At 69.3% G+C, this 15,712-nt stretch carries 13 protein-coding genes; 6 read left to right on the top strand and 7 right to left on the bottom strand.

Annotated elements, in window-relative coordinates:
• Positions 1 to 4: 4 nt before the first annotated feature.
• Positions 5 to 1,795 carry an SLC13 family permease gene (locus OHA10_RS33900; RefSeq protein ID WP_371402852.1) on the top strand — a complete coding sequence of 597 codons (1,791 nt, stop codon included), beginning with the start codon at positions 5 to 7 and terminating at the stop codon, positions 1,793 to 1,795.
• Between the two features lies 1 nt (position 1,796).
• Entirely contained in the window at positions 1,797 to 2,795 is a 999-nt protein-coding gene (gene glsA / locus OHA10_RS33895; protein WP_371402851.1) for a glutaminase A, read from the top strand.
• Here glsA and OHA10_RS33890 read toward each other — a convergent pair.
• From OHA10_RS33890 to OHA10_RS33880, 3 genes are read right to left on the bottom strand one after another with little or no spacing between them, the layout of a single operon-like run.
• Positions 2,776 to 3,891 carry a S1C family serine protease gene (locus OHA10_RS33890; protein ID WP_371402850.1) on the bottom strand — a complete coding sequence of 372 codons (1,116 nt, stop codon included), beginning with the start codon at positions 3,889 to 3,891 and terminating at the stop codon, positions 2,776 to 2,778. The genes glsA and OHA10_RS33890 overlap by 20 nt on opposite strands.
• Before the next feature lie 2 nt (positions 3,892 to 3,893).
• Positions 3,894 to 5,852 carry a hypothetical protein gene (locus OHA10_RS33885; RefSeq protein WP_371402849.1) on the bottom strand — a complete coding sequence of 653 codons (1,959 nt, stop codon included), beginning with the start codon at positions 5,850 to 5,852 and terminating at the stop codon, positions 3,894 to 3,896.
• A 35-nt stretch (positions 5,853 to 5,887) separates the two neighbouring features.
• Positions 5,888 to 6,931: a lysylphosphatidylglycerol synthase domain-containing protein gene (locus OHA10_RS33880; protein WP_371402848.1), complete on the bottom strand. Its 1,044-nt coding sequence runs from the start codon at positions 6,929 to 6,931 to the stop codon at positions 5,888 to 5,890.
• 109 nt (positions 6,932 to 7,040) lie between these two features.
• Here OHA10_RS33880 and OHA10_RS33875 point away from each other — a divergent pair, with 109 nt between their 5' ends.
• The 4 genes from OHA10_RS33875 to OHA10_RS33860 all read left to right on the top strand — a co-directional run bounded on the left by OHA10_RS33875 (position 7,041) and on the right by OHA10_RS33860 (position 9,805).
• The gene (locus OHA10_RS33875; protein WP_371402847.1) at positions 7,041 to 7,256 is read left to right on the top strand and encodes a hypothetical protein; all 216 of its coding nucleotides are present in this window, start codon (positions 7,041 to 7,043) and stop codon (positions 7,254 to 7,256) included.
• A 4-nt stretch (positions 7,257 to 7,260) separates the two neighbouring features.
• Positions 7,261 to 7,938: a GAP family protein gene (locus OHA10_RS33870; protein WP_371402846.1), complete on the top strand. Its 678-nt coding sequence runs from the start codon at positions 7,261 to 7,263 to the stop codon at positions 7,936 to 7,938.
• A 130-nt stretch (positions 7,939 to 8,068) separates the two neighbouring features.
• Positions 8,069 to 9,487: a gluconate:H+ symporter gene (locus tag OHA10_RS33865; RefSeq protein WP_371408020.1), complete on the top strand. Its 1,419-nt coding sequence runs from the start codon at positions 8,069 to 8,071 to the stop codon at positions 9,485 to 9,487.
• A 90-nt stretch (positions 9,488 to 9,577) separates the two neighbouring features.
• Positions 9,578 to 9,805: a hypothetical protein gene (locus OHA10_RS33860; protein WP_371402845.1), complete on the top strand. Its 228-nt coding sequence runs from the start codon at positions 9,578 to 9,580 to the stop codon at positions 9,803 to 9,805.
• A gap of 327 nt (positions 9,806 to 10,132) precedes the next feature.
• Here OHA10_RS33860 and OHA10_RS33855 read toward each other — a convergent pair whose 3' ends face one another.
• The 4 genes from OHA10_RS33855 to OHA10_RS33840 form a co-directional block, all read right to left on the bottom strand.
• Positions 10,133 to 11,935 (bottom strand): bifunctional UDP-sugar hydrolase/5'-nucleotidase, encoded by a 1,803-nt coding sequence (locus OHA10_RS33855; RefSeq protein ID WP_371402844.1) that lies wholly within the window; start codon positions 11,933 to 11,935, stop codon positions 10,133 to 10,135.
• A 130-nt stretch (positions 11,936 to 12,065) separates the two neighbouring features.
• The gene (locus tag OHA10_RS33850) at positions 12,066 to 13,223 is read right to left on the bottom strand and encodes an ROK family protein (RefSeq protein WP_371402843.1); all 1,158 of its coding nucleotides are present in this window, start codon (positions 13,221 to 13,223) and stop codon (positions 12,066 to 12,068) included.
• Between the two features lie 96 nt (positions 13,224 to 13,319).
• A complete protein-coding gene (locus OHA10_RS33845; protein ID WP_371402842.1) occupies positions 13,320 to 14,282 on the bottom strand; it encodes a winged helix-turn-helix domain-containing protein in 963 nt (320 codons plus the stop codon).
• A gap of 53 nt (positions 14,283 to 14,335) precedes the next feature.
• Complete coding sequence (locus tag OHA10_RS33840; protein ID WP_371402841.1) at positions 14,336 to 15,643, bottom strand: epoxide hydrolase family protein; 1,308 nt, start codon at positions 15,641 to 15,643, stop codon at positions 14,336 to 14,338.
• Positions 15,644 to 15,712 lie beyond the last annotated feature (69 nt).

Here is a 15,712-nt window from a genome sequence, read left to right as displayed (position 1 = left end):
GAACATGGATGACGGCACACTCAGCCTGATCATCCTCGGGCTCGCCGTCGTACTGTTCGTGTGGAACCGGCTGCCCGTCGATGTCGTCGCGGTGCTCGTCGCCCTGGCCCTGTGGGCGACGGGCGTGCTCGGCTTCACCGAGGTGCTGGCGGGCTTCGGCGACCCGGTGGTGATCTTCATCGCCACGCTGTTCGTGGTGAGCGAGGGCGTCGACTCGACCGGCGTCACCGCCTGGGCCGGCCAGACCATCGTCCGGTACGCCGGAACCACGCGAACCCGCCTGTTGATCGCCGTGACGGCGCTGTGCGCGCTGCTGTCGGCCCTGATCACGCTGAACGGGGCCGTCGCCGCGCTGCTTCCGCTGGTGGTCATGCTCGCGATCCGGATCGGGCAGCCGCCGTCGCAGATGCTGATGCCGCTCACGTTCGCGGGCAGTGCCGGTGCGTTGCTGATGCTGACCGGGACACCGGTGAACATCATCGTGTCGGAGGCCGCGAGCGACGCCGGCGCCGGCCCGTTCCCGTTCTTCTCGTTCGCGGTCGTCGGCGTACCTCTGGTGATCGGGACGATCGCGATCTCGGTACTGCTCGGCCCCAAACTGCTGCCGGTCACCCGGCCCGCGCATCCGGCCGCCGACCTCGCCGTGCACGCGGAGACGCTGGACGTGCACTACGCCCTGCGGGACGGCTTCTACCGCCTGCAGGTGCGTGACCTGTCGCCGTTCCTCGGACAGAGCGTGCGTGAGCTCGACCTCACGGCGTACCCCGGGGTGGCGATCGTCGGCGTACAGGACGGGCAGGGGCACAACCGCACGGACGCGGCGATCGACGCCGGTGATGTGCTGGTGGTGACCGGACCGTCGGAGAAGGTCGGCGACCTGGCCGTCGACAACCGGCTCGCGGTCAGCATGACGCCGGTCGACGATCTGCTGACCCGTGACTCAGGCGTGGTCGAGGCGGTGATCCCACCGCGGTCGGCGCTCGTCGGCGAGACGGTGTTCCCGGGGATGCACCGCGGTCATGACCTGGTGATCATCGCCGTACAGCGGATGGGCAAGGACCGTGGTAGGCGGCACACCCAACTCGCCGAGGGGGACGCCCTGCTGGTGCACGGGCCGTGGGAGACGCTCGACGAGCTCAGCCGGGACCGGGACATCTTGCTCGTCGACTCGCCGGAGATGGTCCGGCGGCAGGCCGTGCCGTGGGGGCCGAAGGCATCGATCGCGGTCGCGATCCTCGCGGCGATGGTGGTGCTGCTGGCGACCGGGGCGGTACCGCCGGCGATGGCGGGACTGCTGGCGGCGACGGCGATGGTGCTGACGCGGGTGGTCGGCCCGGCTCAGGCCTATCGAGCGATCTCGTGGCAGATCGTCATCCTGATCGGCGCGCTGATCCCGTTGTCCGGCGCGATCCAGTCCAGCGGTGGCGCGGACCGGATCGCCGACCTGATCATCGACGCGGTCGGCCCGGGCCGTCCGTACCTGTTGCTGCTGGCGCTCTTCGTGGTGACCGCCGCGCTGGGTCAGATGGTCAGCAATACCGCGACGGTGCTGATCGTGGCGCCGATCGCGGTCGCGGCGGCCGAGGGCACCGGGACGAACGTCAAGCCGGTGCTGATGCTGATCGCGGTCGCCGGTGCGGCCTCGCTGCTGACACCGATCTCGACGCCCGCGAACATGATGATCATGAGTCCGGCCGGCTACCGGTTCGGGGACTACTGGAAGCTCGGCCTGGTGGTGATGGCGTGGTGGTTGCTGACGGCAATCATCATCGTCCCGCTCGTCTGGTCGTTCTGACGTGTCCGACGGCAGGTACATCTCGACGGGCGGACTGCCCGATGCGTCGACCGTCGACGATCTCGTGCGGGTGACCTACGAGCTGTACCGCGATGTCACCGAGGGGACCGTGTCGGAGGTGTATCCGGCGCTGGCCCGGGTTGATCCGGACATGTTCGGGGTGTGTGTCGTTGCCACGAACGGGCGGTTGTTCGAGGCGGGGGACGCGCGGCGGCCGTTCACGATCATGAGCGTCGCGAAGCCGTTCGTCTTTGCGCTGATGTGTCAGGCGGTGGGCGTCGACGCGATCCGTGAGCTGGTCGGGGTGAACGCGACCGGGCTCCCGTTCAACTCCGTGCAGGCGGTCGAGCAGTCGCCCGCCGGGCGGACCAACCCGATGGTGAATCCGGGCGCGATCGCGACGACGAGCCTGACGCCGGGCAGTTCGCTGGAGCATCGCTGGCGGTTCGTCGTCGACGGTCTGTCGCGGTTCGCGGGCCGGACGCTCGAGCTCGATCAGGAGGTGTTGGAGTCGGCGCTGGCAACGAACCACCGCAACCGTGCGCTGGCGGCCCTCCTGAAGAGTGTGGGCGGGCTGGCGGGTGATGCCGGCGAGGCGACCGAGCTCTACACCCGGCAGAGTTGCTTGAGCGTTGCGGCGACGGACCTGGCGGTGATGGGGGCGACGTTGGCTGATGGTGGGGTCTGTCCGCTGACGCAGGAGCGGGTGGTTGACGCGGATGTCGCTCGGGTGACGCTGGTGGTGATGGCGATCGCGGGGCTTTACGAGACGTCCGGTGACTGGCTGCTCGATGTCGGCGTACCGGGGAAGAGCGGGATCGGTGGAGGCATCGTGACGGTCTCGCCCGGCAAGGGGGCGTTGGGGACCTTCGGGCCGCGGCTGGATCGGGCGGGCAACAGCGTGCAGGGTCAGCTGGCCGCACAGTTCCTGGCTCGGCAGCTCGGTCTTGATCTGCTCGCCTCGCAACCTGCTGAGCCGTTTACGGGGCGGCGAGCGTAAGAGTCGCGGTGGCTGAGGTGCCTGCGCGTACGTAGGTCAGCTCGATCTTGTCGCCGACCTTCCGCGTCAGCGTGGCGACCACGATCTGCTCGGCGCTGACGGCCTGCTGACCGTCGACCTTGGTGATCACGTCGCCGGCCTTCAGACCGGCCTCCGCACCCGGCCCGGTCGCCGCGAGAACGAACAGACCGCTCGGCGAACCCGATGCCTGCGCGAGCGCCGGCGGGATCTCCTGAACCTGCAACCCGGTCGTCGGGTGCCCCGGCTTGCCGGTCTTGATCAGTTGGTCCGCGATCGGATTCGCGAGATCGATCGGGATCGCGAAACCGAGCCCGACACTGCCGCCGCCACTCACACCGGACGCGTTCGGCACGGTCGCGATCGCAGCGTTCACGCCGACAAGATTCCCGGCACAGTCGACCAGCGCCCCGCCGCTGTTACCCGGGTTGATGGCCGCGTCGGTCTGGATCGCCCCGATCAAGTGGTGCGTCACCGAGTCGCCCGGCACCGGCACGTACCGATCGAGCGCGCTGACGATCCCCGACGTCACCGTGCTCGCGAGACCGAGCGGAGCGCCGAGCGCGACGACCGGCTGGCCGACCTGCAGATCGGCCGACGATCCGACCGCGATCACCGGATAGCCCTTCGCCTCGTCGGCTGCCTTCAGTACGGCGAGATCGGTGCTCGGATCGCGTCCGACGATGGTCGCCGCGGAGCTGTGACCGTCGCTGTACTGCACGGTGACGGATCCGCCTCCGGCCGCCGACGAGATGACGTGGTCGTTGGTGAGGATGTAGCCGCCGTCCCGGAACACCTGACCCGAACCCGTGCCGGCCGCGCCGCTGCCGCTCGCCGAGATCGTGACGACCGAGGGCAGGACCTGGTTCGCGACCGGGATCGCCGCGCACATCGCCGTACTGGATTGGCCGCTCGCCGGTGACGCGGTCGCGGTGTCGCCGCTGCGGCGGATGCTGACGATGATCAGCGTCGCGACCAGCGCGGCGACGATGACGCCCTCCGCGATGGCGGTGATCAGCAGGCGGTTCGGGCCGCGCGTCTCCGCGGGCTGTTGCGATCCGCCCTCGGCCTCGGACATGCCTACCTCCCGTGCCGAGAATAGGTACGGTCTGGATCCGGGAGGTCACCCGATCCGGGCGACTCGCGGTGGGTGACCGATCGGTCGAAGTACAGGTAGACGACAGCGGCCGCGACCAGCGGCATGGCCAGCGCGAACAGCAGCGACGACACGAGGTTGATCAGCGTGGGCGGCCAGTCGGTCGCGAGCAGGAGGATGATCCCGGCGATCGGTCCGACCGACAGGCCGAGTCCGACGATGATCGCGAGCGGTCCAGCGGTTCGCCACCATCGCCCCTTGACCAGGAGCCGGCTGCGTCTGAACGCCGCACTCGAGGAGACCTGCTCGGCCATCACGGCCGGTATGGCGAACGCCCGGCTGGCCGCGTAGTAGATGGCCAGCGGGATCGTCGCGACGATGATCGTCAGTACGGCGATGACCACGAAGTACCGCACTGCGACCGCGGCCAGTGGCCGTGCGTGCGCTCTGACGTCACGCCAGGTGAGTACGGCGGTCACCGGCTCGCCCCGGTCCAGCCGGTCGAGGGTCGAGGTGACAACGGCCAGGAGTGCGACGTACGTCGCGGCGGTGAGGATCGTGATCGCGAGCGCGACCAGGGAGGCCCAGAAGCCGGTCGCGTTCTCGGTCGGCGCGCCCAGGTCGGCCGGCGAATCGCGCCGGGCCGCCTGAAGGTCCGCCAGCACGAGGGTCGCCACACCGAGTACGACGAAGACCGCGGCGAACACCCCGAACAGCCCGGGGCGTTGTCGGAACAGCTGGAGCGCGGACGCCACCGTCTGCCCCCACGCGCGCCGCCTCCGCGCCGGCACCGGTGCGGCATCGGTCCAGCGGGTCCGGCTCGCGGCGAACCAGATCAGGGTGATCAGCGCGGCCAGGATCAGGCCGAGCAGCCAGATCCGGTCGAGGGTTTCGCGGAGCAGGTTCGATCCGGTGCCGACCGCCCTGCAGAAGACGCCTGTGCCGCTCGGGCCGAGCACCTTGCCGGCGGGTACGACCGTGCTGTCGTCGCGCCAGGTCGCCTCGGCGTCCTGGATCGGCCGTACCCAGGAGGCCTTCTCGTTGGGACCCGTCGGCCCGTCGAAGAACGACCGCTGCCGCTCGCCCCAGCGACCCTCGAAGGCCAGCCAGGGATATTCCTTCAGGTAGTCCGCGGTCGCCATCGGCACGTAGGCGACCTGGGGTCTGAGCTCGGTCGCGGGCCTGGTCGTGTCATCGCAGCCGAGACCTTCCGAGCCGCGCCCGAGGTACAACCGCTGGCCGTACTTGTTGGCGTGCGAACCGGCCGCCGGATAGACGACCGGATGCGTGCCGTCGACGATCTCGAGCTTGGCGTCGCCCCACCGCGCCCGCTCGGCGCCGCCGTGCTGGCTGAACCCGACAGCCGTCGGGGTCGTGGCCAGCGCGGCTTCCGGCGTCGCGGCGTCGAAGACGAGCTGAACGGACTCCCAGTCGCCTTCGTGCGTGTTGTTGTAGTCGTTGAAGATGTAGAAGAACCAATACTCCAAGGACAGCTTGCCGGGGTACGCCGGGTCGCCGGTCACGTGGGCGTAGACGGTCGCCGGATGCGTGCTGTTGATCCGTGCGGACCACTCGGCGTAGTCGCAGCCGGGACGCAGCGGATCGCCGGGGAAGTCGAGGAAGTGGCCCGGGTACCCGCGGCGGAGGTCCGTGCCTTCCGGCTGGGTCTTCACGAGATCCGGCGGCCGCCACGGGCCGCGCAGGGCGACCTGCTGATCACCCAGTACTGCGTTGACGTCGGTGGGTTGGAACTGCTCGCCCTCGTCGCAGCGCGTACCGAGCTTCTGCAACCGGACGACGGGGGAGTAGCGGTCAGCAAGTGTCTGTGCGGCCGCGTCGTCGGGCGAGGCCGCGGTGGCCGGCTGCGATGCGGCGATGAACAGTCCGGCGAACAGCACGCTGGCAAGGGCGAGCAGCAGCGGTCGTCTCCAGCGCACCGTCATGCGACCAGGGTGTGCGTCCACGGTTCCTGGTCGGGTCACCCGTTCCAGGTGAACCGCCGCCACACCACGATCGTCAACAGCCCGACGACAACCGGCAGGAGCTGCACAGCAACCCGCCAGACCAGCAGTCCGGCCACGAGGTCGGTGGCCTCGACGGAACTGTGGTTGGACACGAATGCCGCATAGGTCGCGTCCATGACCCCGGCGCCCATCAGGGGCAGCCCGGTCAGCGGATAGACGACCATGAAGCTGCAGAACATGATCAGCACGGTCGAACTGTCCAGCGTGACCCCGACGAACCCCAGGCACAGAACGAGGACACCCGCCTCGACACCGATCAGAAGCAGCTGGCTCAGCATCGCGAGCCCTCCGTGCTGCTGCATCCGCCCCGCGCTGTGCGACTGGAACGAGACGAGTCGCTCCTCCCACACAGCAGGGCCCGCGCTGGAGGGCCGCACGCGCTGGATCAGTCTCCCGAGCAGGCGCCCGATCGTGGCCGCCGTACGCTCGGCCCGCAGCGCATAGAGCAGTCCGACCAGCAGTACGACGGCTGCCGCGCCGAAACCCAGGCCCGCCCAGGCGAACGGGGCGTAGAAGTCCCCTGCCGCCCAGAAGATCACGAAGCCCAACAAGGGTGCGGCGAGGCGGGCGATGTAGAACAGCGTCGTACTCAGCGTGAGGCCCGATGCGGCGTCGGTGTTGTCGATACCCCAGGAGCGCAGCATCGCGAGTCGCAGTACGACGTCGCCGGGGGAGGGCGCGATCGTGGCGACGGCGGCGGCCGCCACATCGCTGATCATCGCCCGCAGGTAGCTGAGACCGGCGATCAGCAGCGCGAGCGGAGCGGCCAGGATCGAACGGCGGATCAGGATCACGACCAGCAGGACCGCGATCTGCCACAGACTCAGATGGGTGAGGGCGTGGCCGACCTCGCCCCAGTCGACACCGCGCAGCAACCGCAGCAGGAGCCAGGCGACCACGACGATGACGACGAGCCGGGCGAGCTGCACCACCGGCTTCGGGATCTTCCGCCGAGCAGCTCGAGGGGTCGGCACCGCCGGTGGAGAAGACTCGGCCACAGCACTCAGCCTGCTGACCGTGCGAACAACCACCATCCCCCGATCCGGGGGAGCCGAGTTGCGCACGTGAGCCGCACAGTCGCAGTGACGGCCGTGAAAGGGGCGTCCTATGGGCCACTACGTCATCCGGGTGAAGGGAACCTTGTCACGCGACCTGACCGACGCGTTCCCGTCGATGACCGCTGATACCGAGCCGCCGCAGACCGTTCTCCACGGGTACCTCGACGACCAGGCGGCGTTGGCCGGCATCCTGAACCATCTCGACATGCTCGGGATCAGCATCGTCGAAGTCCTGCAGGTCCCGCCGCCGGCGAACGGGTGCTGAGCACGTGTGGCCCGTTGTCGGTGCGGTCCTGCCGCAGGCGATGGCGATTGCGCTGAGTCCGGTGCCGATGATCTGCATCGTGCTCGTGCTGCTGTCCGACCGGCCGGTCCGCGCCGGGCTGTGCTTCGCGGTCGGATGGGTCGGGGCCCTGTCGATCGCTGTCGGGCTGGTCGCGTGGCTCACGGACACGGTCGCGGAAGGGCACGAGGAGTCCGCACGTGACGGAGTCGACGTCGTACAACTGGCGATCGGCGTACTGTTCGGCGTCCTTGCCGTCCGCTACTGGCGGAAGCGTCCGGAGCCCGGGACGACTCCGCCGCGGCCGGCGATCGTCGATCGGATGGCGACCCTGTCCGCGCCAGGGCTCGTGGTCGCCGGGGCCGCGGCGGCACTGGCCAACGTGAAGAACCTTCCGCTGGTCCTGAGCGCCGGGAGCCTGCTGGGCGGCGCCGGTCTCTCGTCGGTCGAGTTGACTGCCGCCGCGGCGATCTTCGTCGTCGCGGCGTCGTTGACGGTGCTCGGTCCGCTGCTGGCCGTCGTAGTCGTCGGACCGGACCGTTCGGCGCGCGGCCTGAGGTCGGTCGAGGCATGGTTGCTTGCCAACCTGAACACGCTCACCGTCGTCCTGCTGGCGGTCCTGTCGACCGTTCTCATCGGCAAGGGCCTCGATCTGTTCCGCTGAGTGGGCGGCGCGCCGTTGAGGGGTTTCGGCGAAGGCCCGGTGGGAGACTGCGGGGTGGGGGTCGGGCGGTCTCGAGGAGCGTGAAGCTGTGGGTCTCACCGAAGCGATACCTCTGGCGGCAGACGCCGATGTGAACGCGCCGTGGAACGGGCACGACACCCGGGTCCTGGTCGTCGCCGTGATCGGCATCGGCATCATCGTCGCGCTGATCGTCGTGTGGAAGGTGCATGCGTTCCTCGCGCTCACGATCGGTGCCCTGTTCGTCGGCCTCGGGTCCGGGATCGACGCCGGTGGCGTCACCAAGTCGTACGAGAACGGCGTCGGCAGCGTCCTCGGGTACGTCGGTGTGCTGATCGCACTCGGCGCCATGGTCGGGAAGTTGCTGGCGGACTCCGGCGGCGCCGATCAGGTCGTCGACACGCTGCTCCGCGGCAAACAGTCCGTGCTCCCGTGGAAGATGGCGCTGATCGCCGCGATCATCGGCATCCCGATGTTCTTCGAGATCGGTCTGGTGCTGCTGGTTCCGGTGGTCGTGCTGGCGATCCGGCGGACCGGGGCGCGGGCGATGCTGCTCGGCATCCCGGCGCTCGCGGGCCTGTCGGTGCTGCACGGGTTCATCCCGCCGCACCCGGGGCCGCTGGCAGCGATCGGCGTACTGAACGGGAACGTGGGCATCACGCTGGCGCTGGGTCTGCTGGTGGCGATCCCGGCCGTCGTGATCGCGGGACCGCTGTTCGGCAAGGTGGCTGCTCGGTGGGTGCCGATCGGGGCGGCCGGTGCCGCGCTGGAGGTGTCCGGTGGTGCACACGACGGTGAGTCGGGCGGCGCGTCACCGGGGCACGGCGGAGTCGAGGTCGCGACCGAGCAGGCCCAGCGGACGAGGACGCCGAGCTTCACCTGGACGATCGTGACCGTGCTGAGCCCCGTCGTACTGATGCTGCTGAAGGCTGCGTCGGACGTGTGGATGAGCAAGGACAATGCGCTCTATCCGGTGCTGCAGTTCATCGGTGACCCGGTGGTCGCGCTGCTGTTCGCCGTGCTGCTGGCGATGTACACCTTCGGTACCGCGATCGGCTTCGGCATGCCCGTACTGAGCAAGAAGATCGGCACGAGCCTGATGCCGATCGCCGGGGTGATGCTGATCGTCGGCGCCGGCGGTGGGTTCAAGCAGGTCCTGGTCGACGGCGGGACGGGTACGGCGATCGCCAAGATCGCGATCGCCGCGAACCTGTCCGCGCTGCTGCTCGGCTGGATCGTCGCAGTACTGATCCGGCTCGCCACCGGTTCGGCGACGGTTGCGACCGTGACGGCGGCGGGCATCGTCGCGCCGCTGGCCGGCGGCGAGAGCTCCACCCACATCGCCCTCATCGTGCTCGCCATCGGCGCCGGCTCGCTGTTCTTCTCGCATGTCAACGACGCCGGCTTCTGGTTGGTCAAGGAGTACTTCGGCATGACCGTCGGCGAGACCATCAAGACCTGGTCGGTGATGGAGACCCTGATCTCGGTGATCGGCCTCGCCATGACGTTGCTGTTGTCGGCCTTCCTCTAGGCGGCCGGGGCGTCGGCAGGGTTCATGCTGCGGTAAAGAATGGGCCCTCGGTGCGCGGAACGGCCGGGATGGGCACATACTGGAGGTGCTATGGAGTCCTCACGCGCGACGACGCGTCGTCACCTGTCCACGAGTCCGTTCCAGCGCCGGGTGCCCGCCCCGATAGAGACGTTCGAGGTCGGCGACCGGGTGTCCCACGACAAGGAGGGCATCGGCCGGATCACCATTGTCGAGGGAACCGACGCGGTAGTGGTCGACCTCGGCAAGGGCCGGCTCCTCCGGGTCCCCGCACCGTTCCACAAGCTCCACTCGCTCTAAACGCCCTCAGAGTGCCCGGGCGGCGACGAATCCACCGGATTGGTCGCCGCCCGCCAATGTTCTGAAGGCCCAGCGGCGCTGAAGGCCCTGCCGTTTCAGAAAGGCCCGAAGCGCAGGAGGGCTCGCCTGGCGGCTCGGGCGTGGACTCTGACCGACGGGGGCACCTGCACGTCTCGGGGATGAGGGTCGCGCGGTCTGCACGATCGGTCTGTCAGCCCGGATTGTGGGGTATACCGCCAGGCGAACACATCCACCCTAGGACCCTACGGACCGTCGAGTACCGATTTCCGCCGACTTGACCGCTAACCGGACAAGACCACTCCGGGATCAACTCACCGGACGGGCCCGGCCGAGGATGGACGGGGTCAGGACCGGGTTGGCGCGCAGGTAGGCGATGAAGCCCTCGTGGTCGCGGTCGTTGCGGAACGGGTCGGTGAACCCGGTGAAGACCTGGGTGCCGTCACCGCCGATCAGTGTGTAGGCGAGGGCGGCGACGCGGTAGTCGCGGGTCAGATCGAGGGGTTTGCCGTCGATGCGCACGGCCGCGGGGTCCACGCGCTGGCCGATCGGTTTCGACGTGTCGTAGGTGTAGCTCACGTTGTGCGAGACCGCGAACGGCGCGAACTTCTCGGTTCCGTTGGCCTGCCCCACCCACTGCGCCTCGAACGCCGCGTGTAGTTGCGTGCCGGGCAGCGTCACGGTCAGCACCGGATTGCCGTAACCGAAGGCGTTCCACGCCTCGCCGAACAGAACGGTGCCGTCGGCATCGGCCGGGTTGGTGCCCTTGGCAAACAAAAGATCACCGGTCAGTGCGTTCGAACCGGACACCGGCTTGACCGAGATCAGCGCGAGGTCGGCCCGACCGCCGCGGTGCTGGTTCGCGTCCCAGTAGGCGAAGTCCGCGGCCAGGTTGCCCATGGTCGACTCGCCCGACGCGTTCGGCGTACGCGTGAAGTCGCCGGTGACCTTCGCCAGCGGCGTGGCGAACCGCTTCGCGCCCTTCGCGGTCCAGTAGTCCGCGATGTACTGGAGCTCTTCGTCGACCGGTACGTCGCGGGTGTTGGCGTGGTTGGTCGAGGTGGTGAGCTCACGGATCACCGCGCCGGTCCGCGGATCGAGCTTGAGGTTGATCTCGTTGATCAACGACCCGTGGTTGCCGGCCTCGACGACCGGACGCGGTACGCCGTTCGGGTCCGGAACCATCATGTTGAACCGGCAGTGCCAGTGCCCGGTGACGATCGCGGCGATGTCGGGCGAGGCCTGCGCGGCGAGCTGGAACACCGGCCCGGACGGGTTCGTGCCCGCGTTGTAGTCGTTGCCGGCGACCCCGCCGTCGTGGATGTTGATCACGATCGCGTTGATACCGCGCTTCTTCAGCTGCGCCGCGAGCTTGTTCGCCTGCTCGACGTCGGACAGCGAGCGCAGTTCGGGCTGGTACGACGTGGATCCGGTCGGGGTGTCCATCACGGTCAGGTGGATGAACGCGATCGGCAGCTTGCGGCCGTGTCCCGCGTCGACCCACTCGATGTTGTACGGCGGGACGATCGTCCGGCCGGAGTCCGCGTGCACGATGTTCGCCGTGTAGAAGCGGAAGCTCGCGCCGCGGAAGCGATGACCGGTCGAGTCGACGAAGTTGTCGTCGCGGCCGTTCACCGGGTACGGCGCACCGTGCTCCATGTGGTCGACGAGGAAGCTGGCCGAGTGGTCCAGCTCGTGGTTGCCGACCGTGCTGAACTGCAGCCCGAGCGCGTTGAGCGCCTCGACGGTCGGCTCGTTCGCGTGCGCGTCGACCTCGAACGGCCAGCCGGAGAAGTTGTCGCCGGACGAGAAGAAGATCGAGTTCCGCCGGCCCTCGCGCAGCTGCTTGAGATGCGTCGCCATGTACCCGACGCCGCCGACGGTCACCTGGACACCGCCCGCGCCGGTGATCACGCTGCCCTGGCCGGGAGTGGTGGGCTGCAGATATCCGTGCAGATCGGTGATGTTGAGCAGTTGGACGTCGACGTACCCGGAGGTCGCGGCGTCGTCGAGTGCGTCCGGGCTGGCGAAGGCGACATCGCCGACCGCTGCGGCGGTGGCGATCGCCCCGGTGGTGGTGAGGAACGTCCGGCGGCGGATCCGTCTGTTCACTGCGAACCTACTTCCTGGGGGAGGGATGTGCGTTCCTGCGCAGTGCAGCCTGTTTATTGCCTCTTTCCGACATTAATAACCTCGGAGCGGGCAGGCGTCAACGCCTGACTGAACAATCGGCGAACGCGAGTCAGCGGGTGGGGGCGTGCAGACTGCCGGCTGCGAGCGTCGGCAGCGGGCCGCGCGAGCGGGCGAGCAGTCGCTCGTCCAGGGCATCGAGAGCGAGCGAGCAGGCGCCGAGCGCGACGCAGAGAGCGCCCAGGGAAGAAGCCCGCAGTTCCGGTACGCGCGGGCAGAGCCGGTCCAGTTCGGCGGCGAGCGGTTCCATCAGTACGTCGGCCGACTGTGAGAACGTGCCGCCCAGCACCAGCAGCTGTGGATCGACGATCGAGATGGCCGTCGCGGCGGCGACCGCCATCGCCCGTGCATACTTCCGGACGGCGTTCACCGCGGCCCGATCGCCGTCCCGCGCAGCAGCGAAAGCCCGCTCGGCCTTGTCCATCTCCGGAATCTCCGCCGGTACGACGGCGTGGAGATGCTCGAGCGCCACCTCCCAGGCGACCCCGCGGAGCGCTGACATGTCCGCCGCCGCGCCGTACGCACCGCGCCGCAACCGCCCGTCGAGCACCAACGCCAGCCCGGTACGCCGGCCGGCGTGCAGGAACACCATGTCCGTGGCGCCCTGGCGTTGTTCGGCGAGGGCGGCGAGCTGGCTGTCGTTGTCCACCACCACGAGCGGTGCCGACCGTCCGAAGTACTCCGCGAGGTCGGTCCCGGCCCAGTCGGGGATCGCGTTCGCCCGCACGACGGTGCCGGCGGCATCGACCAGCCCGGTGGTGCCGACGCCGATGGCCCAGACCTCCGCATCGGCCTCGCGCGCGCAGGCGGCTACGACCTCGTCGGCCGCGGCGAGTCGTTCGAGCCGGGGCGTCTCCGGAGTCACGGATTGCCGCCTGGTCGCCAGCGTCCGCCCCTCGAGGTCGGTCAGCACCCCACGGACGGAGAACGCCCCGATGTCGAGCCCGACGACGTACCCGGCCTCGGCGCGGAACCGGTAGCTGCGCGCCGGCCGGCCGCGGCCCCGGATCGCCGGGCTCTCCTCGACCAACCAGCGTCGGCTGACCAGACTCGAAAGCACCTCTTCGACCGCGGTCCGGCCGAGTCCGCTCTGCTCCACGATCTGCGCGACCCGCACGTCACCGGCAGCGCGCACGGCCGCGAGTACGGCCCGCTCGTTGAGCTGCCGCAACCGGGTCTGGTCCCCGGCATCCGGCATCGTCGACCCCATGATCGCGCCAGCCTAGAACATCGCGCACCTCAGGAGTCCCAGATCGGGCCGACGTCGATCGGGACGCGGCGCCGCAGCATCCATGGTGCGAGCGAGCTAGAGCCCTCGCAGTACGGCGCGGCCCAGGGGAGTGAGGGTGTGGTCGACCGAGTGGCCGAAGCGGGTCGTGGTGATCAGGCTGCTCTCCCGGAGGACCTTGGCATGCTGGCTGATCGAGCCCGGCGAGACGCCGAGGCGGTGGGCGAGTTCGCTGGTCGATGCGGCGAGCTCCAGGCCGGCCAGCAGTTTCGCCCGGGTCGGTCCGAGCAGCCGGACGAGTACGTCGAGGTCGGCGATCCTCTCGTCGACCGGCACGTCGTCCGGTTGGATCGGCAGCACGAGGGTCGGCGGCAGATCGCCGTCGATGAACGTCACCGGCGCACCGAAGCAGAAGTACGACGGGACGACGAGCAGCCCGCGACCGTCGAGGTCCAGCGTCTGGTCGGTGACGTAATCGGCCTCGAGGACAGGATCACGCCAGCGGATCGAGGGGTGCAGACGGCTCAGCATCCCCTCGACCCCGGCGTTCAGCAGCAGCGCCGTGAGTCGTTGCCGGGCCTGCTCGACCCCGGTCCGGACCGCGCTCCAGACCGGGCGTACCGCGGTGTGGTGGTATCGCTCGAGGGTCCGAACGACGGGGTCGAGGCGACCGCTGTCGTGCGCGCGCTCGGCCCACCGTGGCGTCTGTACGGCGGCCGGGTAGGTGCGGGCCAGGTCGTCGCGGACGACGGCCCGCGGCACCCGCCGGATCGCGTCGAGCTGCTCCTCGACGCTCGTCGTCCCTGACTGCATGGGCGGCGTCAGGAAGTCGGCGAAGTTCCCGGACGCCGGGACGACGGAGTACGCGGCGCGCAGGATGTCCGGATGCTCACTCACGGCGCTTCGCCAGGCCCAGTAGCGGGCGGGGAGGTTGTGGTACTGCAGGCCGTTGATGCTCAGGACCGACTCCCACAACGGATGCGGACCGCTCGCCACCCGGACGCGCGCCAGATCCGCGCTGGTGAAACGAATCCGCAGCATGGGTTCCCCTCCCGTCTCCGCTCACCGTATCTCCGGAAGGTGCCGTCGCCGGCTTACCGCAGCGATCGGAACGCCGCGCGAACCTCCTCGGTCAACAGTTGTGGCTCTTCCCAGGCGGCGAAGTGACCGCCCCGGGCAGGCTGGTTGTAGTAGGCAAGCGTCGGGTAGGCCAGCTCGACCCAGCTGCGCGGCGACTGGAAGATCTCGCCCGGGAAGGCGCTGAACGCGACCGGCACGGTGACGGGGGCCGGCGTCCCGCCAGTTGCGCGGGCCATCGCGCTCTCCCAGTAGGCGCGTGCGGCCGAGACTCCGGTGCCCGTGAGCCAGTACAGCGTGACGTTGTCGAGGATGTGGTCGCGGGTGAGGTTGCCGGCGACCAGTCCGCCCCGGAACGCGCGGGAGATCTTGTAATAGCTGTCGGTGTCGTGGTCGAGCATCCAGGAGGCCAGCGCGACGGGGGAGTCGAGCAGTGCGTAGCCGATCGTCTGGGGACGGTTCGACTGCTCGACGATGTAGCCGTTGCCGGTCCGGGCGAACTCGCCGACTGCTTGGGACGCGGCGATCTCCTCCGGGGTGGTCGCCGGGAACTGAGCGCCGCCGAGGGCCGGGACGAGCAGGTTCAGGTGGATGCCGAGCAGCCCTGCGGGTGCGAGACGGCCCAGGTTGTCGGTGATCGCGGCGCCGACGTCGCCGCCCTGGGCGACGTACTTCTGGTAGCCGAGGCGGTGCATGAGCTCGTCCCATGCCCGAGCGGTCCGGGCGGTGTCCCAGCCGGTCTCGGTCGGCTGAGCGGAGAAGCCGAACCCGGGAACCGACGGCAGGACCAGGTGGAACGCGTCGGCCGCGCTACCGCCGTGTGCGGTCGGGTCGGTGAGCGGGCCGATCGTCTCGAGCAGTTCGACGACCGAGCCGGGCCAGCCGTGGGTCATGATCAGCGGCATGGCGTTCGCGTGCCGGGAACGGACGTGGATGAAGTGGACGTCGAGGCCGTCGATCTCGGTGGTGTACTGCGGCAGCTTGTTGAGCTTCGCCTCGAACTTGCGCCAGTCGTACTGGGTGTTCCAGTACTTCGCCAGCGCCTGGCTCGTGGCCAACTGCACGCCCTGCGAGCGATCCGCGACGAGCTCCGCGACGGGCCAGCGGGTCGCGGCGACGCGGCGGCGCAAGTCGTTCAGCTGGTCGCGCGAGGCGGTGAAATGGAACGGCCGGATCGCGGTCGAGCCGGCCTGTGACGACAGGGCTGCCGGAGCTGCGCTGGCCTGGTCGCCCATCGCCGAGACGGCCGGTACGGCGAGCCCCGCTGCGAGCCCGCCGTACAACACCGTGCGCCGACTGGGCCTGGGGGACGCTGACGAAGACATGTTCTTCCCTTTCACGAGGTCTGTGTACTCATGAAAGGTTGCTCGACCTTCGACGGCGTCGCCCCAGTG

It is taken from the genome of Kribbella sp. NBC_00662 (genome assembly GCF_041430295.1).
In the GTDB taxonomy this organism is placed as follows: domain Bacteria; phylum Actinomycetota; class Actinomycetes; order Propionibacteriales; family Kribbellaceae; genus Kribbella.
The sequence above is the reverse complement of the archived record's forward strand: the minus strand, read 5'-3'. Positions and strand labels throughout refer to the sequence as shown.